Annotated in this window: 19 protein-coding genes; 8 read left to right on the top strand and 11 right to left on the bottom strand. The window is 71.3% G+C overall.

Annotated features, from left to right (window positions below):
• Positions 1–8 precede the first annotated feature (8 nt).
• The gene (locus ADK65_RS13465; protein ID WP_053670255.1) at positions 9–500 is read left to right on the top strand and encodes an LURP-one-related/scramblase family protein; all 492 of its coding nucleotides are present in this window, start codon (positions 9–11) and stop codon (positions 498–500) included.
• 9 nt (positions 501–509) lie between these two features.
• On the opposite strand, the gene ADK65_RS13460 is transcribed toward ADK65_RS13465, so the two are convergent.
• The gene (locus ADK65_RS13460) at positions 510–1,307 is read right to left on the bottom strand and encodes a carbon-nitrogen family hydrolase (RefSeq protein ID WP_053670253.1); all 798 of its coding nucleotides are present in this window, start codon (positions 1,305–1,307) and stop codon (positions 510–512) included.
• Positions 1,308–1,488: 181 nt separating this feature from the next.
• Here ADK65_RS13460 and ADK65_RS13455 point away from each other — a divergent pair, with 181 nt between their 5' ends.
• Both ADK65_RS13455 and ADK65_RS13450 read left to right on the top strand, forming a co-directional pair.
• Positions 1,489–2,313, top strand: a complete 825-nt coding sequence (locus ADK65_RS13455) for a maleylpyruvate isomerase family mycothiol-dependent enzyme (protein ID WP_053670251.1) — start codon at positions 1,489–1,491, stop codon at positions 2,311–2,313.
• 93 nt (positions 2,314–2,406) lie between these two features.
• The gene (locus ADK65_RS13450) at positions 2,407–3,144 is read left to right on the top strand and encodes an SAM-dependent methyltransferase (protein ID WP_053670249.1); all 738 of its coding nucleotides are present in this window, start codon (positions 2,407–2,409) and stop codon (positions 3,142–3,144) included.
• 7 nt (positions 3,145–3,151) lie between these two features.
• Here ADK65_RS13450 and ADK65_RS13445 read toward each other — a convergent pair whose 3' ends face one another.
• Both ADK65_RS13445 and ADK65_RS13440 read right to left on the bottom strand, forming a co-directional pair.
• On the bottom strand, positions 3,152–4,465 hold the full coding sequence (locus tag ADK65_RS13445; protein ID WP_078955944.1) for an MFS transporter: 1,314 nt from the start codon (positions 4,463–4,465) through the stop codon (positions 3,152–3,154).
• A complete protein-coding gene (locus ADK65_RS13440; RefSeq protein WP_053670247.1) occupies positions 4,462–5,112 on the bottom strand; it encodes a GntR family transcriptional regulator in 651 nt (216 codons plus the stop codon). The genes ADK65_RS13445 and ADK65_RS13440 overlap by 4 nt, the downstream gene beginning before the upstream one ends.
• Positions 5,113–5,321: 209 nt before the next feature.
• Between ADK65_RS13440 and ADK65_RS13435 the strand changes: the two genes are divergently transcribed.
• Positions 5,322–6,221 (top strand): D-alanyl-D-alanine carboxypeptidase family protein, encoded by a 900-nt coding sequence (locus tag ADK65_RS13435; RefSeq protein WP_053670245.1) that lies wholly within the window; start codon positions 5,322–5,324, stop codon positions 6,219–6,221.
• Between the two features lie 107 nt (positions 6,222–6,328).
• Here ADK65_RS13435 and ADK65_RS13430 read toward each other — a convergent pair whose 3' ends face one another.
• From ADK65_RS13430 to ADK65_RS13405, 6 genes are all read right to left on the bottom strand, one after another.
• The gene (locus tag ADK65_RS13430) at positions 6,329–7,144 is read right to left on the bottom strand and encodes a hypothetical protein (RefSeq protein ID WP_234352866.1); all 816 of its coding nucleotides are present in this window, start codon (positions 7,142–7,144) and stop codon (positions 6,329–6,331) included.
• A 36-nt stretch (positions 7,145–7,180) separates the two neighbouring features.
• The gene (locus ADK65_RS13425) at positions 7,181–9,415 is read right to left on the bottom strand and encodes a glycoside hydrolase domain-containing protein (protein WP_053670244.1); all 2,235 of its coding nucleotides are present in this window, start codon (positions 9,413–9,415) and stop codon (positions 7,181–7,183) included.
• A gap of 249 nt (positions 9,416–9,664) precedes the next feature.
• A complete protein-coding gene (locus ADK65_RS13420; RefSeq protein ID WP_053670242.1) occupies positions 9,665–11,122 on the bottom strand; it encodes a dihydrolipoamide acetyltransferase family protein in 1,458 nt (485 codons plus the stop codon).
• Positions 11,123–11,132: 10 nt separating this feature from the next.
• Positions 11,133–12,110 carry an alpha-ketoacid dehydrogenase subunit beta gene (locus ADK65_RS13415; protein WP_053670241.1) on the bottom strand — a complete coding sequence of 326 codons (978 nt, stop codon included), beginning with the start codon at positions 12,108–12,110 and terminating at the stop codon, positions 11,133–11,135.
• Position 12,111: 1 nt separating this feature from the next.
• Complete coding sequence (gene pdhA / locus ADK65_RS13410; protein ID WP_053670239.1) at positions 12,112–13,308, bottom strand: pyruvate dehydrogenase (acetyl-transferring) E1 component subunit alpha; 1,197 nt, start codon at positions 13,306–13,308, stop codon at positions 12,112–12,114.
• A gap of 395 nt (positions 13,309–13,703) precedes the next feature.
• Positions 13,704–15,302 carry a protein kinase domain-containing protein gene (locus ADK65_RS13405; protein ID WP_053670237.1) on the bottom strand — a complete coding sequence of 533 codons (1,599 nt, stop codon included), beginning with the start codon at positions 15,300–15,302 and terminating at the stop codon, positions 13,704–13,706.
• A 367-nt stretch (positions 15,303–15,669) separates the two neighbouring features.
• Here ADK65_RS13405 and ADK65_RS13400 point away from each other — a divergent pair, with 367 nt between their 5' ends.
• Positions 15,670–17,313, top strand: a complete 1,644-nt coding sequence (locus ADK65_RS13400; RefSeq protein WP_053670235.1) for a protein kinase domain-containing protein — start codon at positions 15,670–15,672, stop codon at positions 17,311–17,313.
• Positions 17,314–17,373: 60 nt separating this feature from the next.
• On the opposite strand, the gene ADK65_RS13395 is transcribed toward ADK65_RS13400, so the two are convergent.
• On the bottom strand, positions 17,374–17,913 hold the full coding sequence (locus tag ADK65_RS13395) for a bacterial proteasome activator family protein (RefSeq protein ID WP_053670234.1): 540 nt from the start codon (positions 17,911–17,913) through the stop codon (positions 17,374–17,376).
• Between the two features lie 660 nt (positions 17,914–18,573).
• On the opposite strand from ADK65_RS13395, the gene ADK65_RS39235 reads away from it, so the two are divergent.
• Positions 18,574–18,816, top strand: a complete 243-nt coding sequence (locus ADK65_RS39235) for a hypothetical protein (protein ID WP_234352865.1) — start codon at positions 18,574–18,576, stop codon at positions 18,814–18,816.
• Positions 18,817–18,830: 14 nt separating this feature from the next.
• On the opposite strand, the gene ADK65_RS13385 is transcribed toward ADK65_RS39235, so the two are convergent.
• Positions 18,831–19,820 carry an NAD(P)H-quinone oxidoreductase gene (locus ADK65_RS13385; protein ID WP_053670230.1) on the bottom strand — a complete coding sequence of 330 codons (990 nt, stop codon included), beginning with the start codon at positions 19,818–19,820 and terminating at the stop codon, positions 18,831–18,833.
• A gap of 170 nt (positions 19,821–19,990) precedes the next feature.
• Between ADK65_RS13385 and ADK65_RS13380 the strand changes: the two genes are divergently transcribed.
• Both ADK65_RS13380 and ADK65_RS13375 read left to right on the top strand, forming a co-directional pair.
• The gene (locus ADK65_RS13380; protein WP_053670228.1) at positions 19,991–21,010 is read left to right on the top strand and encodes an ATP-binding cassette domain-containing protein; all 1,020 of its coding nucleotides are present in this window, start codon (positions 19,991–19,993) and stop codon (positions 21,008–21,010) included.
• On the top strand, positions 21,007–21,855 hold the full coding sequence (locus ADK65_RS13375) for an ABC transporter permease (protein ID WP_053670226.1): 849 nt from the start codon (positions 21,007–21,009) through the stop codon (positions 21,853–21,855). The genes ADK65_RS13380 and ADK65_RS13375 overlap by 4 nt, the downstream gene beginning before the upstream one ends.
• Positions 21,856–21,910 lie beyond the last annotated feature (55 nt).

Raw genomic sequence — 21,910 nt, 5'->3', positions numbered from 1 at the left:
CTCGTCTCATGAGATTCCTCGTGTACGACCGGCTTCTCGGCTTCGGTGACGACTACTGGATCGAGGACGACCGCGGCAGCAAGGTGTTCCTCGTCGACGGCAAGGCCCTGCGGCTGCGGGACACCTGGGAGTTGAAGGACACCCAGGGGCGCGTTCTCGTCGACATCCACCAGAAGATGCTCGCCCTGCGCGACACCATGGTGCTCCAGCGCGGCGGGGAGCCGCTGGCGACGATCCGCAGGAAACGGCTGTCCCTGCTGCGCAACCACTACCGGGTGTCCCTGGCCGACGGCAACGAGCTGGACGTCAGCGGGAAGATCCTCGACCGGGAGTTCGCCGTCGAGTACGACGGGGAGCTGCTGGCGGTGATCTCCCGGCGGTGGCTGACCCTGCGGGACACCTACGGCGTGGACGTCGTCCGCGAGGACGCGGATCCGGCGCTGCTGATCGCGGTGGCGGTGTGTGTGATCCACCTGGCGGAGAAGGAGCAGGAGGACTGAGAGCGCCGGTCAGGGCCGGCGAGGAGGCTGAAGGCCCAGCACCCGGTCCTTCAGCGCCGGGAACTGCTCCCGGGTGGTGGCGACCTTCCCCGGGTCGAACTCCACCGCGAGGACCTCCTCGCCGGCACCGGCCTGCGCCAGCACCTCGCCCCACGGGTCGACCACGATCGAGTGACCGGCCTGGGGAACTCCGGCGTGCGTCCCGGCCGTTGCGCAGGCCAGGAGGAACGTCTGGTTCTCGACCGCCCGTGCCTGGGCCAGCAGCGTCCAGTGGGAGCGGCGGCGCTCCGGCCAGCCCGCCGACACCACGAGCGTCTCGGCACCGGCGTCGACCAGGCCGCGGTAGAGCTCGGGGAAGCGGAGGTCGTAGCAGGTGGACAGGCCCAGGGTCGTCGCGGGCAGACGCACCGTCACCAGCTCGCTGCCCGCGCCCATCAGCACGGCCTCGCCCTTGTCGAAACCGAAGCGGTGGATCTTGCGGTAGGCGGCGGCCAGATCGCCGGAGGGGGAGAAGACGAGGGAGGTGTTGTAGAGCGGCCCGTCAGGGTCCCGCTCCGGGATGGAACCCGCGTGCAGCCACACGCCCGCATCGCTCGCGGCCTTCGCCATCGCCTCGTACGTCGGCCCTTCGAGCGGCTCGGCCTCGCGCCCGAACTCCTCGTAGGCGAAGGCGCCCGTGGTCCACAGCTCCGGCAGGACGACGAGATCGGCTCCGGCCTGTTTCCGGACCAGCTCCGTCACGCGTCGGCGGCGCGCTTCGACCGATTCGTCCTCGTTCACGGCAATCTGGATCACAGAGGCGCGCACACTACCACCGTCCTGGCATTCGAGCCGTTCACACGGGCCTACGATCGTCACACGAAAGCACTGCCGGGGTGCCTCACAGCAGCGTAACTTAGCTCGCAAGACGCCCGCCGACAGCCGCCACCTCCCACTGGCAACGCCGCCACCACCTGCCCGTGACCGAACCGCCGAGGGGTCCCGTTCCGTGAGTCTGCATCCCACCCTCCAGCCCTACGCCGACGCCTGGACCCACTCCATCGAAGCGATATCCGAGCTGCTGCAGCCGCTCCCGGAGGCCGAGTGGAACCGGCGGACGCCGTGCCCCGGGTGGTCGGTACGGGACGTGGTCTCCCACGTCATCGGTCTGGACTGCGAGATGCTCGGCGACCCCCGGCCCATCCACAGCCTCCCGCGCGACCTCTTCCACGTCACCAACGAGCACCAGCGCTACATGGAGATGCAGGTCGACGTCCGCCGCCACCACACGGCGCCGGAGATGACCTCCGAGCTGGAGTACGTGATCATCCGCCGCAACCGGCAGCTGCGCAACGAGTCGCGTGACCCGGGCACGAAGGTACGGGGGCCGCACGGCAGCGAGCTCACCCTGGAGGAGTCGATGCGGCGGCACGCGTTCGACGTGTGGGCGCACGAGCAGGACCTGCGCACGGCGCTCGGCCGCCCCGGCAACCTCGACTCCCCCGGTGCGCTGGTCGCCCGCGACGTGCTGCTCGGGGAGCTCCCGCGCGTGGTGGCCGAGGACGCGCAGGCACCGCGCAGCTCGGCGATCGTCTTCGACGTGCACGGACCCGTCGAGTTCCTGCGCACGATCCGTGTCGACATCCAGGGCCGCGGCACCCTGGAGACGGCCCCGGCCCTCGGCCCCGCCGCCACCCTCACCCTCGACTGGGAGACGTACGTCCGGCTGGCCTGCGGCCGCGTGACCCCGGAGTCGGTCTCCGACCGCCTGAAGACGGAGGGCGACCCGGAGCTGACGGCGGCGATCCTGAACAACTTCGCGGTGACGCGGTAGGCGCTGCGGACCCGCCCGGCCCCCGCACCGAACCCCCGGGGGGGGCGGAAAACCCCATGCCGCCGCCCCGCCGCGGCCCCTACCGTCCTGGACATGACCACCCCACCCCACCGCACCCGCCTCACCTTCCACGGCCCGCTGTCCGAGACCCGGGCGGACGCCCTCGTACGACGTCTCACCCGCCACCGGCCCTCCACCGTCCTGGACATCGGCTGCGGCTCGGGCGAGCTCATGCTGCGCGTCCTGGCCGCCGCGCCGGGGGCGACCGGCACCGGCGTCGACCTCGACGCCGGCGACCTGGCGCGCGGGCGGAAGGCCGCCGAAGAGCGGGGCCTGGCGTCCCGGGTCCGTTTTGTGGAGGAGTCCGCCACCGGGACCACCCGCGGTCCCGCCGGCCTCGTCCTGTGCGTGGGGTCGAGCCAGGCCCTCGGCGACCGGCTCCCCGAGGCGCTGGCCGAGCTGCGCCGACTCGTCACCGACCACGGCCGCGTCCTGCTCGGCGAGGGCTTCTGGGAACGCACGCCCACCCCCGACGAGCTGTCCCGCATGTGGCCGGACGCCGCCGCGACGGACCACCCCGACCTCGCCACGCTCATCGGGATGGCCGTCGACGCGGGGTTCCGGCCCGAGTGGACGGAGACCGCGAGCCTCGACGAATGGGAGGCGTTCGAGTCGGGGTATCTCGCGGACACCGAGGTGTGGCTCGCCGCGCACCCCCGTCACCCCCTCGCGGAGGAGACACGGCAGCGCGTCGACCGGCACCGCGCCCGGTGGCTCACCTACCGCGGCGTGCTCGGCCTCGCGTACCTCACCCTCGTACCCACCGCCTGACGGAGCGTCACGCCGGTACGTGCACCGTCTCCACCCGGCTCGCCACCAGCCGCTCCCGCTCCCGCCGCTGCGCCCGCCCGCGCAGCCGCAGGATCTGGGAGACGCCGACCGCCTGCAGCACGAACACCGCCGAGAAGGCCAGGGACCAGTCGTCGCCGGTGGCGTCCAGCAGGACGCCGATCGCGAGCAGCGTGGTCATGGAGGCCACGAAGCCGCCCATGTTGGTGATGCCGGAGGCGGTGCCCTGCCGTTCTGGTGGGTTGGCCGGGCGGGCGAAGTCGAAGCCGATCATCGATGCCGGTCCGCATGCCCCGAGCACCGTGCACAGCACGATGAGCAGCCACATCGGGGCGTGCGGGCCGGGGTGGGCGAGGGTGGCCGCCCACAGGGCCGCCGTCGTGCCGACCGTGCCGAGTGCGAGCGGCAGCCGGGCCCCGTGGTGCCGGGCGACGATCTGGCCGTAGACCAGGCCCACCACCATGTTCGACAGGACGACGAGGGTCAGCAGTTCACCGGCGACCGCCCGGGACAGCCCCTGCGCCTCGACGAGGAACGGCAGGCCCCACAGCAGCAGGAACACCATCGCCGGGAACTGGGTGGTGAAGTGCACCCAGAGGCCGAGCCGGGTCCCGGGCTCCCGCCAGGCGGCGGCGATCTGCCGCCGCACGTAGGCCGCGCCCTGGTGCGGGAGCGGCTCCGGTTCCTGGCCCTCCGGGTGGTCCTTGAGGAACAGCAGCACCAGGACGAGCACCACGGCCCCGGCGGCCGCGCTGCCCGCGAACGCCGCCGTCCAGCCGATGCCGTGCAGCAGCCGGGCCAGCACGAGCGTGGAGACGAGGTTGCCGGCCATGCCGACCAGTCCCGCGAACTGGGCGACCAGCGGCCCGCGCCGGGACGGGAACCAGCGGCTGCCCAGGCGCAGCACGCTGATGAACGTCAGCGCGTCACCGCAGCCGAGCAGCGCCCGGGAGGCGAGCGCCGTGCCGTAGGACGGGGAGAAGGCGAAGCCCAGCTGTCCGGCGGTGAACAGCACCGCGCCGAGCGCCAGCACCTTCTTGGTGCCGAGCCGGTCGACCAGCAGGCCGACGGGGATCTGCATGCCCGCGTAGACCAGCAGCTGGAGGATGGAGAAGGTGGACAGGGCCGAGGCGTTCACGTGGAAGCGGTCGGCGGCGTCGAGACCGGCCACGCCCAGGGACGTGCGGAAGATGACCGCGACGAAGTAGACCGAGACGCCGGTGCCCCACACGGCCAGCGCCCTGCGCCCGCCTGGGGGTGCCCCCTCTGGGGGAGGCTCACCGGGTATCGCGGTGGCGCTCATCGGACCTCCCCCCGGGCCAGGTGCGCGAACCAGCCGATGTGCCGCCGGACTAGACCGACGGCCGTCTCCGCGTCGTCGGAACGCAGCGCGTCGAGGATCTCCTCGTGCTCGGCGAGGGTCTTGGCGAGGCGGTCGGGGTGGGAGTGCATGATGGCGACGCCCATCCGGAGCTGACGGTCGCGCAGCTGGTCGTAGAGGCGGGAGAGGATCTCGTTGCCGCCGCTGCGGACGATCTCGGCGTGGAAGCAGCGGTCGGTGACGGCGGCGCCTGCGAAGTCCCCGGCGGCGGCCTGCTGCTTCTGCCGGGCCAGCAGCTCCTCCAGACGCTCCACGAGCCCGGCGGGGGCGGGTACGGCCTTGCGCGCCGCGTGCTCCTCGACGAGCAGCCGTGTCTCGATGACGTCGGCGATCTCCTGCGCGGAGACGGGCAGGACGAGGGCGCCCTTCTTCGGGTAGAGCCGGATGAGCCCTTCGGCCTCGAGCCGGAGCAGCGCCTCGCGGACCGGCGTGCGCGACACCCCGACGGCTTCGGCGAGTTCGCCCTCGGTGAGCAGGGAGCCGCCCTCGTAGCGGCGCTCCAGGACGCCCTGTTTGACGTGGCTGTAGACGCGGTCGGCGGCGGGCGGTTGCTTCACGGCCAGGGTCATGCGGACAGCATAGATACAACACGTACGCATGAAGGGATACGTCCAGTATGCGGACTTGAATGTCACACATCTGTGGCAAAGGGGGGGTCCGGCTCGGCAACAGCACAACCTAGTGTGCTAGTTACGAGTCAGATACGTGCGGCCCCCTTCCCCTCGTCCTCAACTCGGCCGCACCGTTGGGGCATTTCGACGTATTTGGGGTACTTGACTTGATAACCGGCATTAAGGGCACTCGTCTCCGCAGAGCCGCGGCCGTCGCCGTCACCTCCGGCGCCATGCTCGCGACCGGTGCCCTCACCGTCGCGCCGGCGCAGGCCGCCTCGGCGCCCTCCATCGCCGCCAAGGGCGGCTATGTGATGAACAACGCGACCGGCACGTCGCTCTACACCAAGGCGGCCGACACGCGCCGCTCGACCGGCTCGACCACCAAGATCATGACCGCTCTGGTGGTGCTGAAGCAGTCGAACCTGAACATGGACAGCAAGGTCACGATCCAGAAGGCGTACAGCGAATACATCGTCGACAACAACTACGCGTCCAACGCGAAGCTGATCGTCGGCGACAAGGTCACCGTCCGCCAGCTTCTGTACGGGCTGATGCTCCCGTCCGGGTGCGACGCCGCGTACGCGCTCGCCGACAAGTTCGGCTCGGGCTCGACGCGCTCGGCGCGCGTGAAGTCGTTCATCGGCAAGATGAACACCACCGCCAAGAACCTGGGTCTGAAGAACACCCACTTCGACTCGTTCGACGGCATCGGCCACGGCGCCAACTACTCCACGCCGCGCGACCTGACCAAGCTCGCCAGCTCGGCGATGAAGAACTCCACGTTCCGCACGATCGTCAAGACCAAGAAGTACACGGCCAAGACGACCACCAAGTCCGGCGGTACGCGGACGATGGCACCGTGGGAGAACACCAACCCGCTGCTCAGCAGCTACTCCGGCGCGATCGGTGTGAAGACCGGTTCGGGCCCGGAGGCGAAGTACTGCCTGGTCTTCGCCGCCACCCGCAACGGCAAGACGGTCATCGGCACGGTCCTCGCCTCGACCGGCCCTGACGCGCGCAAGGCGGACGCGACGAAGCTGCTCAACTACGGCTTCAGCAGGTAAGGCGCCACCGGCAGCACGGCCAAGGGGCTCCACCGCACACCGCGGCGGAGCCCCTTCGTCATACACCCGCCTTCGTCAGACGGCGGTCATGCCGCGTCATACGGAGGTCACGCCGCGGTGCGCTGTCGGCGCTCCAGCGCCCGTGCCGCCTTGCGCCGGACACCAGACAGCACGTTCACCGGGACGCCCGCACCGGCTCCGGGCTCCAGCTGCCAGCCCCGGATCCGCGCCGCGACCCGGACCAGCCGCTGGTCGTCCGGACGTACGTCGATGCTGAACAGCGACTCGTCGGGCGTACGGTCGTCGCCGCCCCAGCGGACCACGCCGTCGAGCTCGGCGAGGATGTCACGGATCACGGTCTCCTGCTGCGGGAAGAAGCCGCCCCGGGCGCCGCGCGGATAGAACCCGGGCCGGATCCGCACGGCAGTCCCGGACGCCAGATTGGACTCGGGCCGGCTCCTGGCCAGGCCGGCCGGCTCGCGCCATCCGGTGACGTCGCCCCGCCGCAGCGGATCCACCTCGTAGTGGAACCGGCGCACCAGGTGGACGAGGACCGCCTCCACGTCGCCCATGCGCACGGCGACGCCGGTGAGCGGGGTGCCGGGGACGGGGCGCGTGTAGACGGTGCCGCCGTCGTCGGCGGCGTTCTCCATCTCCCAGCCGTTGTGGGAGCGCGAGCCGGCCAGCACGCGCCGGGTCCGGTCCTGCGCGCTGCGCAGGGCGTCCCGCACACGGGCCGGGAGAGGGTGGTCCGCGTCGGCGTACGCGCGGGGCAGGAAACGGGACAGGGGCAGGGCGGCGACGCCCACGGCACCGCCGACCGCGGCGATGCGGCCGAGCAGGGCCCGGCGGGACAGGCTCCTGCGATGGGTGACGCCGGGCGCCGACGGTCTGCGGGGAACGCGGGGGAGGCTGAGCTTCAACGGAGTCTCTTCCTGAAGTTGGTCGCGCGCACGCGCTCAGGCGTTGCGGAAGATGCTGTTGTACTTCTCGAAGATCTGGTACACGGCCAGGCTCTGGTGTGTCTGGGAGTCCACGTCGGGGTCCCAGGCCCGGTACCGGCGCAGGAGTTCGGTGATCTCGAACTCGACGAGGTCGAGCCGCATGGATCGCGGGGTGGTGACGCGGTCGCCGGGAGGCAGCTGTCCGCCGGGCCTGCCGCGGGTGCCCCACAGGTGGATCAGCGCCGCGGTGCGCACGCTGAACGCGTCGTCCTTGTTCAGCCGCTGCCACACGGCCCACAGGTCGGCGTCCTTCGCCGGGTCACGGTGGTCGCCGGTGGCGAAGCCCCAGCCGATGCAGTGGTTCCAGGCCTGGATGGCGTCGGCCGCGCTGATCTCGCCGACGCCGGTGTGCGAGTCCTTGACCGTGCCGGAGCCGGTGAGGTGGTGGTCGGCGACCTGCTGGTCGGCGGCCTGGTCGGCGAGGTCGTAGTCGCGCAGGGCCCAGTAGACGGCTGTCTGGATCAGCGCCTTGCGCATCGAGTACGTCGTCGACAGCTCGGTGATCAGCCCGTCCTGCTCCTGGATCGCCGCCACGGCCTGCGCGTTGGTGTAGAGCCGCGCGTCGCCGCCGATGCCGCCGGTGTCCGGGCGGCCGATCGAACGCATGTAGCGGGAGAGGTCGGCCCGCAGCGCCGGCACCTGACGCGCGTCGAAGGCCACGTCCGGGACGGCGGGCCGCGGCCGGTCGAACGCGCCCTGCCCGGTGTCCCGCCCCGAGGCGATGTCGGCGTCGATCTCGACCTGCCCGTCCCCCGAGCCGAGGGTGCGCACCACGAACTGGTCGTAGGCCCAGTCCTCGGGAAGCGGGTGCCCGGCGTTGCCTTCGAAGCCCGAGGACATGTCGGCGACGAAACTCGCGGTCGAGTAGCCGGCCGCGCCGACCCGCGCGCACACGGCGCGGGAGCCGTAGATGCCGATCTCGTACGGGTGGCCGGAGTCCGCCATCGCCTCGTTGACGCCCTTGAAGTGGGGCAGGACGTTCGCGGTGATCTCGGCGTCGACCGCGTCGAAGTCGACGGCGAAGAAGATCCGGGTCCCGCGCCGGAAACCGTGGTCGCGGGCGGCGTTGACCGCCGCGTACCCGGCGGTCCGACCGGCGACGTAGTCGAAGTCGGAGGCATCGCTGTTGACGGTCTGGTAGATCGGGAAGCAGCGCAGGCCCTGCTGGGCGAAGGTGTCCAGCTCGCCCGGCTGGATGGCCTTCTCCGGCAGCGAGGTCGCACTCGGGTTGGTGAGGTAGCGGCCGACGTACGCGATCCCGGCCGCCTTGAGCGCCGCCGCCCGGGCGGGGGTGATCCGGGTGGCGGTGTCGCAGGCCTTGGCGGGACGGGACTGGTCCCCGAAGGAGGCCAGCAGGGAGGCGAAGGTGGCGAAGTCGCCCTCGCCCGTGGCCGGGAGCGCCGCGAAGGTCTGGAAGGCGCGGACGGCAGCGGCGAGGGCGGAGTCGAAGGTGTCGGTGAGGGCGGCGGGGCGTCGGCCCAGGACCATCCCCGCGGAGAACAGCTGGACGAAGACGCCCGTGTCCCCATGGGTCACGGGATGCGCCTTCAGACCCGACTGGGTGCCGGGCCCGAAGTTGCCGTTGGCGGTGCCGTCCGCCATGCCCAGCTCGTACTGCACGCCGAAGAGCAGCGCCTTGGCGGTGTCCCGGGTCACGATCCCGTCGCAGGCGATGACGAAGAAGTCCTGCCGGTTCACGTAGCGGCCGTTGAGCCACTGCTGGACGGCCCGGACCTGTCCGGTGCCCGGGGCGCCCGGGACGTAGGCGTCCATCGTCAGCAGCGCCTTGAAGACCTTGGGCGTCAAGACGGGGCCGGGGTACGCCTGTTCCACGCCCATGTCGGACTTGAGCCGGGTGACGGCGTCCTGCACCCGGGTGCCGTACGTGCCGTCGAGGTCGCCGCCGTCGTAGCCCTTGCAGTACAGGCCGGACTGGATGATGCGGCAGAAGTCGGGCGAGGGGACGGTGTCCGCGTCGAGCTTCGGGTACGTGGCGGTCAGGGTGTTGAGCGTGGTGGGGCCGAAGTTGTCGGAGAACGCCGTGATGCCCAGCTCGTACTGCAGGGCGCGGGTCAGGGCGTACAGGGTGGGCCAGTCGGCCACGCCGGTCTCCTGCACGGTCGTGCCGGTACGGCTGCCGTAGATGGAGTTCACGAATCTCTGGGCTTTGAGCACCATCGCGTCGCGCATGGGGGGTTCACTCGCTTTCGAGGGAGTGACCGCGCCCGTCGCAGCCCGGAACCGGACTCCCCCGGGACGCCGGGCGAGTGGTCGATCTCGTGGAGAGCTTGATCGTATGTCCGGATAAACCGCTTACTGTGCGGTACTTGGGTGGGTTCCAGGGGATTGTTGTGCTCATCCGCGAACCGCCGGTTCATCTTCCGTGCGGATGCCGGCGGCCCCCCGCCCGCAAGGGGACAGGGGGCCGCCGCAGTCGGCTCACGCCCAGGTGATCAGGCGCTTCGGCTGCTCAAGGATCGCCGCCACGTCGGCCAGGACCTTCGAGCCGAGCTCGCCGTCGACCAGGCGGTGGTCGAAGGACAGGGCCAGGGTGGTGACCTGACGGGGCTTCACCTTGCCCTTGTGGACCCACGGCTGCGGCTTGATCGCACCGACGGCGAGGATCGCGGACTCGCCCGGGTTGAGGATCGGCGTGCCCGTGTCGACGCCGAAGACGCCGACGTTGGTGATCGTGACCGTGCCGCCCTGCATGGCCGCCGGGGACGTCTTGCCGTCCCTTGCCGTCGCCACCAGCTCGCCCAGCGACTGCGCCAGCTGCGGCAGCGTCTGGGCGTGGGCGTCCTTGATGTTCGGCACGATCAGGCCGCGTGGGGTCGCGGCCGCGATGCCCAGGTTCACGTAGTGCTTGACCACGATCTCCTGGGCGGCCTCGTCCCAGGACGCGTTGACGTCCGGGTTGCGCCGGATCGCGACCAGCAGCGCCTTGGCGATCAGCAGCAGCGGGTTCACGCGCAGACCCGCGAACTCCTTGTCGGCCTTCAGCTCCTCGACCAGCTTCATCGTGCGCGTCACGTCGACCGTCACGAACTCCGTGACGTGCGGCGCGGTGAACGCCGAGCCGACCATCGCCGCCGCCGTCGCCTTGCGGACGCCCTTGACCGGGATACGGGTCTCCCGCGTGGTGTCGTACGACGCCGGGGCCTGGGCCACGGCGGGTGCGGGGGCGGGGGCGACCTGCGGCTCGGTGGCCGCCGGCGCAGCGGCGGCGACCGCCGCGTGCACGTCCTCGCGGGTGATGATGCCGTCCGGGCCGGTCGGGACGACCTTCGTCAGGTCGACGCCCAGGTCCTTGGCGAGCTTGCGGACGGGCGGCTTGGCCAGCGGGCGCTCCCCGCCGGCCGGGGCGGCCGGAGCCGCCGGGGCGGGTTCGGCCGGAGCGGGCGCGGCCGGGGCCGTCGGCGCGTGGCCGTTCAGCTCCGTCTGGACGGCCGTAGAGGCCTGCTGGACCGTGACCTCAGGGCCCTTGCGGGGGCGGCGGCGGGTGGACGAGGTCGCCACCCCGTACCCCACCAGGACCGGCTGGCGGCCCGAGCCCGCGGCCTTCGGCTCCTCGGCGGGTGCGGCCGCCTCGGGCCGCACGGCGGCGGGCTGCTCGGCGGCGGGCGCGGCGCTGCCGCCGCCCACGTCCACCGCGATGATCGCCGTGCCGACGTCCACCGTGGTGCCCTCCGGGAAGTGCAGGTCCCGGACCACTCCGTCGTACGGGATGGGCAGCTCGACGGCCGCCTTCGCCGTCTCGACCTCGCAGACCACCTGGCCGTCGGTGACCTCGTCGCCGGGCTGGACGTACCACTTGAGGATCTCGGCCTCGGTGAGTCCCTCGCCCACGTCGGGCATCTTGAACTCGCGCACGGACGCTTCCGTCATCGTCGTCACGACCCTCTCCTCAGTACGCCAGCGAGCGGTCGACGGCGTCCAGTACCCGGTCCAGGTTCGGCAGGTACTCCTCCTCCAGGCGGGCCGACGGGTACGGCGCGTGGTAGCCGCCGACCCGGAGCACCGGGGCCTCGAGGTGGTAGAAGCAGCGCTCGGTGATCCGCGCGGCGATCTCCGCGCCCGACCCGAAGAACACCGGCGCCTCGTGGACGACGACCAGGCGGCGGGTCTTCTCCACCGACGCCTGGATCGAGTCGAAGTCGAGGGGCGAGACCGAGCGCAGGTCCAGGACCTCCAGGTTCTTGCCCTCCTCGGCGGCCGCGTCCGCGACCTCCTGGCAGAGCTTCACCATCGGCCCGTAGGCGGCCAGGGTGAGGTCCGTGCCCTCGCGGACCACCTGGGCCTTGTGCAGCGGGCCCGGGATCGCCTCCGTGGCGACCTCGCCCTTGTCCCAGTAGCGGCGCTTGGGCTCGAAGAAGATCACCGGGTCGTCGCTCTGGATGGCCTGCTGCATCATCCAGTACGCGTCCGACGCGTTCGACGGGCTGACGATCTTCAGGCCGGCCACGTGCGCGAAGAGCGCCTCGGGGGACTCGGAGTGGTGTTCCACCGCGCCGATGCCGCCGCCGTACGGGATGCGCACGACGACCGGGAGCTTGACCTTGCCCAGGGAACGGGCGTGCATCTTCGCGAGCTGCGTGACGATCTGGTCGTACGCGGGGAAGACGAAGCCGTCGAACTGGATCTCCACCACCGGGCGGTATCCGCGCAGGGCCAGGCCGATCGCCGTGCCGACGATGCCCGACTCGGCGAGCGGGGTGTCGATGACGCGGCTCTCGCCGAAGTCCTTCTGCAGGCCGTCCGTCACCCGGAAGACGCCGCCGAGCTTGCCGACGTCCTCGCCCATGATCAGGACCTTGGGGTCGGACTCCAGGGCGCGGCGCAGCGACTCGTTGATCGCCTTGGCCAGTGCCATCTTGTCGGCCATCTCAGTTACCCCCCTCGTCGGCGAACGACGCCTGGTACGCGGCGAACTGGGCACGCTCCTCGTCCACGAGCGCGTGTCCGTCCGCGTAGGCGTTCTCGAAGATCGCGAAGTGGTCCGGGTCCGGCATGGCACGGACCGCCTCGCGCACTCGTTTGCCCAACGCCTCGGACTCGGCCTCCAGTTCCTGGAAGAATCCCTCGTCCGCGTGGTTTGACGCCTCCAGGTAGCGGCGCAGGCGCAGGATCGGGTCCTTGGCCTCCCAGGCCTGGCGCTCCTCGTCGCCCCGGTAGCGGGTCGGGTCGTCGGAGGTGGTGTGGGCGCCCATGCGGTAGGTGAACGCCTCGACGAGGGTGGGGCCCTCGCCGTTGCGGGCCCGCTCCAGGGCCCAGCGGGTGACCGCGAGGACCCCGAGCACGTCGTTGCCGTCGACCCGGACGCCCGGGAAGCCGAAGCCTTGGGCGCGCTGGTAGATCGGGACGCGGGACTGCTTCTCGGTGGGCTCGGAGATGGCCCACTGGTTGTTCTGGCAGAAGAACACGACCGGGGCGTTGTACACCGCGGAGAAGGTGAAGGACTCGGCCACGTCGCCCTGGCTGGAGGCGCCGTCGCCGAAGTAGGCGATCACCGCGCTGTCGGCACCGTCCTTGGCGACGCCCATCGCGTAGCCGGTGGCGTGCAGCGTCTGGGAGCCGATGACGATCGTGTACAGCTGGAAGTTGTTGCTGTTGGGGTCCCAGCCGCCGTTGTTCACACCGCGGAACATCCCGAGCAGGTTGGCCGGGTCGACGCCGCGGCACCAGGCCACGCCGTGCTCGCGGTAGGTCGGGAAGACGTAGTCGTCCTCCCGGGTGGCCCTGCCGGACCCGATCTGGGCGGCCTCCTGGCCGAGCAGGGACGCCCACAGGCCCAGCTCGCCCTGGCGCTGCAGGGAGGTGGCCTCGGCGTCGAAGCGGCGGGTGAGCACCATGTCGCGGTAGAGGCCGCGGAGCTCTTCCGGAGTGATACCGGCGACGTACTTGTCGTACTCGGCGTTCTTGACGCGCTTGCCCTCGGGCGTCAGCAGCTGCACGAGCTGGGGCTCGGTGCCCTTGGCGTCCTTCTTGGCAGGCGTGCGGGTGGTGCGCTTGGTGCCGGTGGTGCCGGCCTTGCTTCCGGCGCTGCGTCGCGGTGTGCGCGCGGCAGTGCTCTCCACGGTCACGTGTGCTCCTCCGTCGGTCCGGCCCCCGGGGTTGCCGGTAGGCCAGTGCGGCTCACCTGTTCTCGACCCACGGGGCACGGGGTGGGTGCCGCTCGGCCGGGTACAGGCGTTGCAGGTGCCCCGGCGAGCGCCCTGCAGAAAGCACGTTACCCAGTGCGCCACATTTCTGTGAAACCCCACCTGACCTGCGATTTTGCTTGGATTTCCAAGTAAATCGGAAAGGCGTGGAAGGGGCCCTGGTCACAGCCTTGCAGGAGGCCGGAGCAACCGCACGTTAACCCGGTGACCCAGGTCACGGGAAGAGTCCTCTTTTCGGCGTACCCGAAACGCCACGCGCGCGTGGGTCCCGTTCCCGGGTCCCACGCGCGCGTGGATCATGCCGTTGAGCAGCGGGATCAGCCTTCGCCGCCGCCCGCGCCGCCCACGATGCCCTCCGTGGTGCCGCCGCCCCCGTCGGCACCGCCGGTGTCGTCGGTCGGGGTACCCGGATCCGTGGGCTGCTCGTCCGTCGGCTCGCCGGTCGGATCCGCGCTGGTCGGCTGGCCCGTCGGCTCGCCGGTGGGCGAGGCGGGAGCACTCTGCGTCGGCGTGGGGGACGGCCTGTAGGTCGGCGTCCAGTTGCCGTTGCCCGAGCCGGTGCCGGTTCCGGTGTCCGTTTCGGTGTCGGTCGGCTGGCCGGTGTCGTCGTCGCTCGGCGTCTCGCTGGGCGTCTTCTTCTCTTTGGTCTGCGTGGCGGTCGGCTTCTGCTCCTTGCTCGGGCCGTCCTTGTCACCGCCGGTGTTCTGCAGCGCCAGGGCGACGCCCGCGGCGATGGCGATCACCGCGAGCACGGCGAGGATCCAGAGCTTGCCGCGGCCGCTGCCCTTGTTGCCGTGGCCCTCGAAGCCGCCGTCGTCCCCGCCGCCGTAGCCGCCGGGCAGGATCGGCGAGGGGATCTGCGCGGTGCCGGAGACGTCCCCGGGGTGCCCCATCACGGCCGTCGCACCGGCGAAGCCGCCCGAGGGGGTGTTCCGGCCGTCGTGCACGCCGACGGGGCCGGTGTTCCAGGTGCCGGTGTGGCCGCCCTGGTCGTAGAGCATCTGGAGCGCGTACTGGACCAGCCCGCGCATCTCCTCCGCCGTCTGGAAGCGGTCGTCGGGCTCCTTGGCGAGGGAGCGCATGACCATGCCGTCCAGCTCCGGCGGGCAGGCGTCGGAGACCTCGGACGGTGGGGTCGGGATGTCCTGCACGTGCTGGTAGACCACGGACAGCGGCGTCTCGCCGGTGAAGGGCGGGCGCAGCGCGAGGAGTTCGTAGAGCAGGCAGCCCGTCGCGTACAGGTCGGAGCGGTGGTCGACCGCCTTGCCGAGCGCCTGCTCGGGGGAGAGGTACTGCGGGGTGCCCATGACCATGCCGGTCTGCGTCATGGTCGTGGACGCGCCGTGCAGGGCGCGGGCGATGCCGAAGTCCATCACCTTCACGGCGCCGTTGTGCGTGATGATGACGTTGGCGGGCTTGATGTCGCGGTGCACGATGCCGTGCTGGTGCGAGTAGGCGAGCGCCTCCAGGACGCCCGAGACGATGATCAGCGCCTGCTCGGGGCCGGGCGCCTCCGCGTTCAGCAGCAGGTCGCGGATGGTGCGGCCCTCGACGATCTCCATGACGATGTACGGCACGGACTGGCCGCCGACGAAGTCCTCGCCGGAGTCGTACACGGCGACGATCGCGTGATGGTTGAGGCCGGCCACCGACTGGGCCTCGCGGGTGAAGCGCGCCTTGGAAACCGGGTCCTCGGCGAGGTCGGAGCGGAGCAGCTTGACCGCGACGGTGCGTCCGAGGCGGACGTCCTCGGCTGCGAACACCTCGGCCATGCCGCCCCGGCCGAGTCTGCGGGTCAGCCGGTACCGGCCGTCCCCGACCAGTCCGCCGTTCCCCCAGGACTCCGGCGCCTCCGACATGCCGCCGCCAGTGCCCTCGGGGTCGGACGGGCCCTGAGCGCGCTGCTGCTGTGCCATCAGTCCTCGCCGTCGTTTCTGCCCGCGGTGCGCGCGGTGTTGTTACGGTCTCCGTCGGCCACGCTACAGCCTCCGCGCAAGCCTCCGGCCCGGGAAGGGGCGCCGGAACCGGCACGAGACGGACCGGCCATGAAACCTTCACTCCTTACCGTCGTGCAAATTCCGTGTCCCGGCCGTACGCCCCCGGTAACGCTTCCGCGACGCTTCTTTCGCGTACGGTCACGGAACGGGCACCGAGCTTGACGTGTCGGTGCCCTGGGGCAGACTTGGCCGGGAATGGCGGTTTGGATCAACGACGGATCGACGGCTGATCTGCGGCGGATCAGCGAAGTCGGCGGCGCCTCAAGGGCTACGGGGGAAACGGGACATGAGCCAGGACGGCGCACAGGGCCAGTACGCGGGGCGGGCGCTCGCCGGCGGCCGCTATCAGCTGCGTGATCTCCTCGGCCAGGGCGGCATGGCCTCGGTGCACCTCGCGTACGACAGCGTGCTCGACCGGCAGGTCGCGATCAAGACACTTCACACGGATCTCGGACGGGAACAGGCCTTCCGCGAGCGCTTCCGCCGCGAGGCCCAGTCCGTGGCCAAGCTCACGCACACCAACATCGTGTCGGTCTTCGACACCGGCGAGGACACCCTCGACGGCATGACGACGCCGTACATCGTCATGGAGTACGTCGAGGGCCGCCCGCTCGGCTCGGTGCTCGACGAGGACGTGCGGCAGCAGGGCGCGATGCCCGCCGACAAGGCGCTGAAGATCACCGCCGACGTGCTGGCCGCGTTGGAGATCAGCCACGAGATGGGCCTGGTCCACCGCGACATCAAGCCCGGCAACGTGATGATGACCAAGCGCGCCGTGGTCAAGGTGATGGACTTCGGCATCGCACGCGCCATGCAGTCCGGCGTGACGTCGATGACGCAGACCGGCATGGTCGTCGGCACCCCGCAGTACCTCTCGCCGGAACAGGCCCTCGGCCGCGGTGTGGACGCCCGCTCCGACCTGTACTCGGTGGGCATCATGCTGTTCCAGCTGGTCACCGGGCGGCTGCCGTTCGAAGCGGACTCGCCGCTGGCCATCGCGTACGCACACGTCCAGGAGGAGCCGCCGGTTCCGTCCTCGGTCAACCGCTCCCTGCCCCCGGCCGTGGACGCGCTGATCGCCCGCGCGCTCAAGAAGAACCCGAACGAGCGCTTCCCCAGCGCCGAGGCCATGCGCGACGAGTGCCTGCGGGTGGCCGCGTCCTTCCAGGCCGCGCCGCCGAGCATCGTCCCGGGCACCCAGGCCCCCAGCGGCGCGGGCGTCGGCTCGGCCGTGTTCCCGCCGGTCGACCAGGCGACCCCGGCGCCCTCGGGCCAGGTGCAGACGCCGTACCAGCCGACCCCGCCCCCGAACCCGTACGGCACGCCCGCCCCGACGGGGCCGTCCCCGGCGTACGGCTACCCGCAGCAGGGCGGCTACCAGACGCCGTCCCCGGCGGGGTACTCCCCGCAGCCCGGCCCGTCGACCCCGCCGCCGTACAACCTGTCGCCCTCGACCGCGGCCGGCTCCTCCGGCGGCGGCCGGAACAACAAGCCGGTGATCATCGGTTCGGTCATCGTGTCCGTCGTCGCGGTCGGCGGCCTCGTCACGGCACTGCTGCTGAACGGCGGCAGCGAGGACGACAAGGGCGGCGGCACCGGCGCGAGCGCCTCGGCGTCGGCGGAGAAGAAGCCCGGCTACCGCGGCCCGGACACCTCGAAGACGATCGACACCGAGGAGTGCACGGAGCCGCGGGAGTCCTACAACGACCCCGACAAGATCCAGATCCCGGACTTCAAGTTCAAGAACATCAAGTCGGTCAAGGCCTGTCTGCAGGCGGCCGGCTGGGAAGTGAACGAGAAGAAGGTCGACGAGAACACCTACGGCGACGGCACGGTCATGAACCAGTTCCCGTCCGCCGACACCGACGTCGACCCCAAGGAGATGCCCGAGATCGAACTCAGCGTCTCCACGGGCAACCCGCCCTCCTGAGGTCCCCCGACACACGGAAGGGCCCGGCGGTTCGCCGGGCCCTTCGTTCTTTCCGTACGACTACAGGTAGGGGCCTCCGGACCGGCCGCCCGGGTGCTGCTCGTCGAGGCCGTCGCCGACTCCCGGCGGAAGGGCGCGGCGCATCTGCTCCAGCTGGGCACGCGCCGCCATCTGCTGGGCGAACAGCGTCGTCTGGATCCCGTGGAAGAGCCCCTCCAGCCACCCGACGAGCTGGGCCTGCGCGATCCGCAGCTCCGAGTCGCTGGGAGTCGTCTCGTCCGTGAAGGGCAGGGAGAGCCGCTCCAGCTCCTCGACCAGCTCGGGCGCCAGACCGTCCTCCAGCTCCTTCACCGAGCTGGCGTGGATGTCCTTGAGCCGGACCCGGCTGGCCTCGTCGAGGGGAGCCGCGCGTACTTCCTCCAGCAGCTGCTTGATCATGCTGCCGATCCGCATGACCTTCGCGGGCTGCTCCACCTGTTCCGTGACCGGGGTCTCGCGGGAGTCATCGTCTGCGCTGCCGCCACCGAGCGCCATGCCGTCCTGGCCCACGACCAGGATCTGCGGGTTCTCCGACGACCGTTCGTTCCTCGGCATCTCCATGTCGCCATTCTGTCGCACGCCTGCACCTCACCTCCGTGGTGCCCCCACAGGAGGCTGATCCACCGCGCTGGAGGAGACGAGTCGGTCACGCTTCGGGTTGCTCCGGCACAGGGCTTGCAGCGATTCCGTCCGTCGGCCGAACCCGGAGTGCCGGGAGCGCCGGGCGGTGTGAGGCTGACTGTCACGATATGACCGCACTTGCCGTTTCTGCCCTGCCGGGCACGGCGGGAGGGGGTCACCCCCGTGACTCCATGGCTACGCGCGCTGCGGGCGACGGGACTCGTCCTCGCCCTGGGGGCCGGCGCGGCCGTCTCACCCTTCGGATCCGCCCCGTCCCACGGGGCTGTCCGCCCGTACGACGAGGAGACGGGCCCGGCGGAGCCGGAGGAGGCGGGGTCCGGGGGCCCCGCCACCCCGTCGTCCGGGCCCGCCTCATCGCCCCCCTCCGCCCCGCCGGCTCCCTCGTCCCGGCCGGCGGCATCGCCCCGGACGGCTTCGTCGTCCCGGTCCGCCCCGCCACCCCGGGCGGCGTCACCGTCCCGGTCCGCCCCCTCACCCTTGGCCGCTCCGTCGGCGCGGGCGGCGTCGCGGGCAGCGTCCGTGGCGCCCTCCGCCGCCGGTGAGCCCTCACGGGCGGGGAGCAGGGCAGGAGAGGGCCGGGTGCGGCCGGGACGGCCGGAGGAGCCGGCGGAGGAGCCGGGTCTCTCCGACGCCACGGCCCTCCCCGAGGAGCCACCTCAGACCGACCCGGCTGCCCCGTCGGAACAGCCCGTACGGGAGGCCGCGACCACGGAGCGCCCCGTCGGCCAGGTCCTGCGCATCCTGCCCCTGGGCAGCGGCCTGGTCCTGATCGGCCTGGGACTGGCCCTGGCGTTCGTGGCGCTGCGGCTGCGGCGGGTGTGACGGGCTTACCGGTGTCAGGCGCCCTGCCCGGCGATCAGCAGCACCTTTCCGACATGGCCGCTCTCCTCCACCACCCGGTGCGCGGCGGCCGCGTCCCGCATCGGGATCTCACGGTCGACGACCGGACGCAGGTGGCCGCCCGCGAGCAGGGGCCAGACGTGTTCGCGTACGGCCGCGACGATGGCGGCCTTCTCCTCCCGGGGCCGGGCGCGCAGGGACGTGGCGCTGATGGCGGCGCGCTTGGCCAGCAGGGCGCCGATGTTCAGCTCACCCTTCACGCCGCCCTGCATGCCGATGATGGCGAGCCGGCCGTTGACGGCGAGGGCCTTGACGTTGCGCTCCAGGTACTTGGCGCCCATGTTGTCGAGGATGACGTCGGCACCGGCGCCGTCCGTCGCCTTCCTGACCTCCTCGACGAAGTCCTGCTCGCGGTAGTTGACCAGGATGTCGGCGCCCAGCTCGGCGCACCGCCGCAGCTTCTCCTCCGTACCGGCCGTCACGGCCACCCGCGCGCCGACGGCCTTGGCCAGCTGGATGGCCATCGTGCCGATGCCGCTGGAACCGCCGTGCACGAGGAGCGTCTCACCGGGCCGCAGATGGGCGACCATGAAGACGTTCGACCAGACGGTGCAGGCCACCTCGGGCAGGGCCGCGGCCTGCGTCAGGCCGACGCCCTCGGGCACGGGCAGCAGCTGCCCGGCCGGGACGGCCACCTTCTCGGCGTAGCCGCCGCCGGAGAGCAGCGCGCAGACCTCGTCGCCGACCTTCCAGCCGGAGACGCCGGTGCCGATCGCGGCCACCCGCCCGGAGCACTCCAGGCCGGGGTAGGGGGACGCGCCGGGCGGCGGGTCGTAGAAGCCCTGCCGCTGCAGGATGTCGGCCCGGTTGACGGCGCCGGCCGCCACCTCGACCAGGACCTCGCCCTCACCGGGCACGGGGTCCGGGACCTCGTCCCAGACCAGCGCCTCGGGCCCACCGGGTTCGGGAATCGTGATCGCATGCATGCAAGGGACCGTACCCCCAGGTCCCCGGACCGAGTCCGCCCCGTCCCGAGGTCGTCCCCGCCTCCGCCCCTGGACCGGTTCCGGCGAAAACCCATGTGCGTCACCGATGAGTTTGCGCGACGGTAAAGGTCTCACCATGCGTAGCCCAAGCACGCGGAAGGACCCGAAGCATGAGCACGCAGATGTCCGGCCTGGCGATCGAGACCGCGGGCCTGGTCAAAACGTTCGGCGAGACCAGGGCCGTCGACGGTGTCGACCTGTCCGTGCCCGCGGGCACGGTCTACGGCGTCCTCGGCCCGAACGGCGCCGGCAAGACCACGACCGTGAAGATGCTCGCCACACTCCTGCGGCCGGACGGCGGCGAAGCCCATGTCTTCGGTCACGACATCGTCCGCGAGGCGGACGAGGTGCGCGGCCGGGTCAGCCTCACCGGCCAGTACGCGTCGGTGGACGAGGACCTCACCGGCACCGAGAACCTGGTCCTGCTGGGCCGGCTGCTCGGCCACCACAAGAAGGCCGCCCGCGAGCGCGCCGCCCAGCTCCTGGAGGCCTTCGGGCTCACGGACGCGGCCGCGAAGCAGGTCAAGCACTACTCGGGCGGCATGCGGCGCCGCATCGACATCGCCGCGTCCATCCTCAACACCCCCGACCTGCTGTTCCTCGACGAGCCGACCACCGGCCTCGACCCGCGCAGCCGCAACCAGGTCTGGGACATCGTGCGTGCCGTCGTCGCCCAGGGCACCACCGTGCTGCTGACCACGCAGTACCTGGACGAGGCCGACCAGCTGGCGTCCCGGATCGCCGTCATCGACCGGGGCAAGGTGATCGCCGAGGGCACCAAGGGCGAGCTGAAGTCGTCCGTCGGCGCCGGGTCCGTCCATCTGCGCCTGCGGGATCCCGACCAGCGCGATCTCGCGGCCGACCTGCTGCGCCGCGCCCTCGACGCTCAGGTGCAGCCCGAGCCCGACCCGGTGGCCCTGACCGCCCGCCTCGGTACGGCGGCGGGTGACGACTCCGCGGCCGAGCAGTCCGCCCGCGCGCTGAGCGAGCTGGCCCGCGCCGGGATCACCGTCGACAACTTCTCGCTGGGCCAGCCCAGCCTGGACGAGGTGTTCCTCGCCCTCACCGGGCACGACACGCACGACTCCGCCCAGCACTCCGACGAACCGAAGGACGAGGTGGCGGCATGAGCACCGCGACGACCACCGAGAGCAAAGAGCTCGCCCCGGTCAGCGCCGAGTCCCTCGCCGCGCTGCTCGTCTCCAAGGAGCGGCCGCCGCGCCCCAGCGCGTGGTCGGCCTCGATGACCTTCGGCTGGCGGGCGATCCTCAAGATCAAGCACGTGCCGGAGCAGCTCTTCGACGTCACGGCGTTCCCGATCATGATGGTGCTGATGTACACGTACCTGTTCGGCGGGGCGCTGGCCGGCTCGCCGAAGGAGTACATCCAGTTCCTGCTGCCGGGCATCCTCGTGATGTCGGTCGTGATGATCACGATGTACACGGGTGTGTCCGTGAACACCGACATCGAGAAGGGCGTCTTCGACCGGTTCCGCAGCCTGCCGATCTGGCGGCCCTCGACGATGGTCGGCTATCTGCTCGGTGACGCCCTGCGGTACACGATCGCCTCGGTGGTGATGCTCACCGTCGGCATGATCCTCGGCTACCGGCCGGACGGCGGGGTCGCCGGTGTGCTCGCCGGCATCGCCCTGCTGGTGGCCTTCTCGTTCGCCTTCTCCTGGATCTGGACGATGTTCGGGCTGATGCTGCGCACCGAGAAGTCGGTGATGGGCGTCAGCATGATGGTGATCTTCCCGCTCACCTTCCTGTCCAACGTGTTCGTGGACCCGAAGACCATGCCGGGCTGGCTGCAGGCGTTCGTGAACAACAGCCCCATCACGCATCTGGCGTCGGCGGTGCGCGGCCTGATGGGCGGCGACTGGCCGGCCGACGAGGTCGCCTGGTCACTGGGCTGGGCGGCCCTGTTCGTGCTGGTCTTCGGGCCGGTCACGATGCGGCTGTACAACCGCAAGTAGCGGATGTCGAGGCATCGCCGGCCGTCCCGCACCGGGTGGTGCGCGACGGCCGGCG

The organism is Streptomyces sp. NRRL B-1140, from assembly GCF_001280065.1.
In the GTDB taxonomy this organism is placed as follows: Bacteria; Actinomycetota; Actinomycetes; order Streptomycetales; family Streptomycetaceae; genus Streptomyces.
The sequence above is the reverse complement of the archived record's forward strand: the minus strand, read 5'-3'. Positions and strand labels throughout refer to the sequence as shown.

What these genes read in the sequence shown, in the direction of transcription:
- ADK65_RS13465 (WP_053670255.1), top strand. Translation starts at nt 9, where the DNA reads ATGAGATTCCTCGTGTACGACCGGCTTCTCGGCTTCGGTGACGACTAC.
- ADK65_RS13450 (WP_053670249.1), top strand. Translation starts at nt 2,407, where the DNA reads ATGACCACCCCACCCCACCGCACCCGCCTCACCTTCCACGGCCCGCTG.
- ADK65_RS13445 (WP_078955944.1), bottom strand. Translation starts at nt 4,465, where the DNA reads ATGAGCGCCACCGCGATACCCGGTGAGCCTCCCCCAGAGGGGGCACCC.
- ADK65_RS13440 (WP_053670247.1), bottom strand. Translation starts at nt 5,112, where the DNA reads ATGACCCTGGCCGTGAAGCAACCGCCCGCCGCCGACCGCGTCTACAGC.
- ADK65_RS13425 (WP_053670244.1), bottom strand. Translation starts at nt 9,415, where the DNA reads ATGCGCGACGCGATGGTGCTCAAAGCCCAGAGATTCGTGAACTCCATC.
- ADK65_RS13415 (WP_053670241.1), bottom strand. Translation starts at nt 12,110, where the DNA reads ATGGCCGACAAGATGGCACTGGCCAAGGCGATCAACGAGTCGCTGCGC.
- ADK65_RS13405 (WP_053670237.1), bottom strand. Translation starts at nt 15,302, where the DNA reads ATGGCACAGCAGCAGCGCGCTCAGGGCCCGTCCGACCCCGAGGGCACT.
- ADK65_RS13400 (WP_053670235.1), top strand. Translation starts at nt 15,670, where the DNA reads ATGAGCCAGGACGGCGCACAGGGCCAGTACGCGGGGCGGGCGCTCGCC.
- ADK65_RS13395 (WP_053670234.1), bottom strand. Translation starts at nt 17,913, where the DNA reads ATGGAGATGCCGAGGAACGAACGGTCGTCGGAGAACCCGCAGATCCTG.
- ADK65_RS13385 (WP_053670230.1), bottom strand. Translation starts at nt 19,820, where the DNA reads ATGCATGCGATCACGATTCCCGAACCCGGTGGGCCCGAGGCGCTGGTC.
- ADK65_RS13380 (WP_053670228.1), top strand. Translation starts at nt 19,991, where the DNA reads ATGAGCACGCAGATGTCCGGCCTGGCGATCGAGACCGCGGGCCTGGTC.
- ADK65_RS13375 (WP_053670226.1), top strand. Translation starts at nt 21,007, where the DNA reads ATGAGCACCGCGACGACCACCGAGAGCAAAGAGCTCGCCCCGGTCAGC.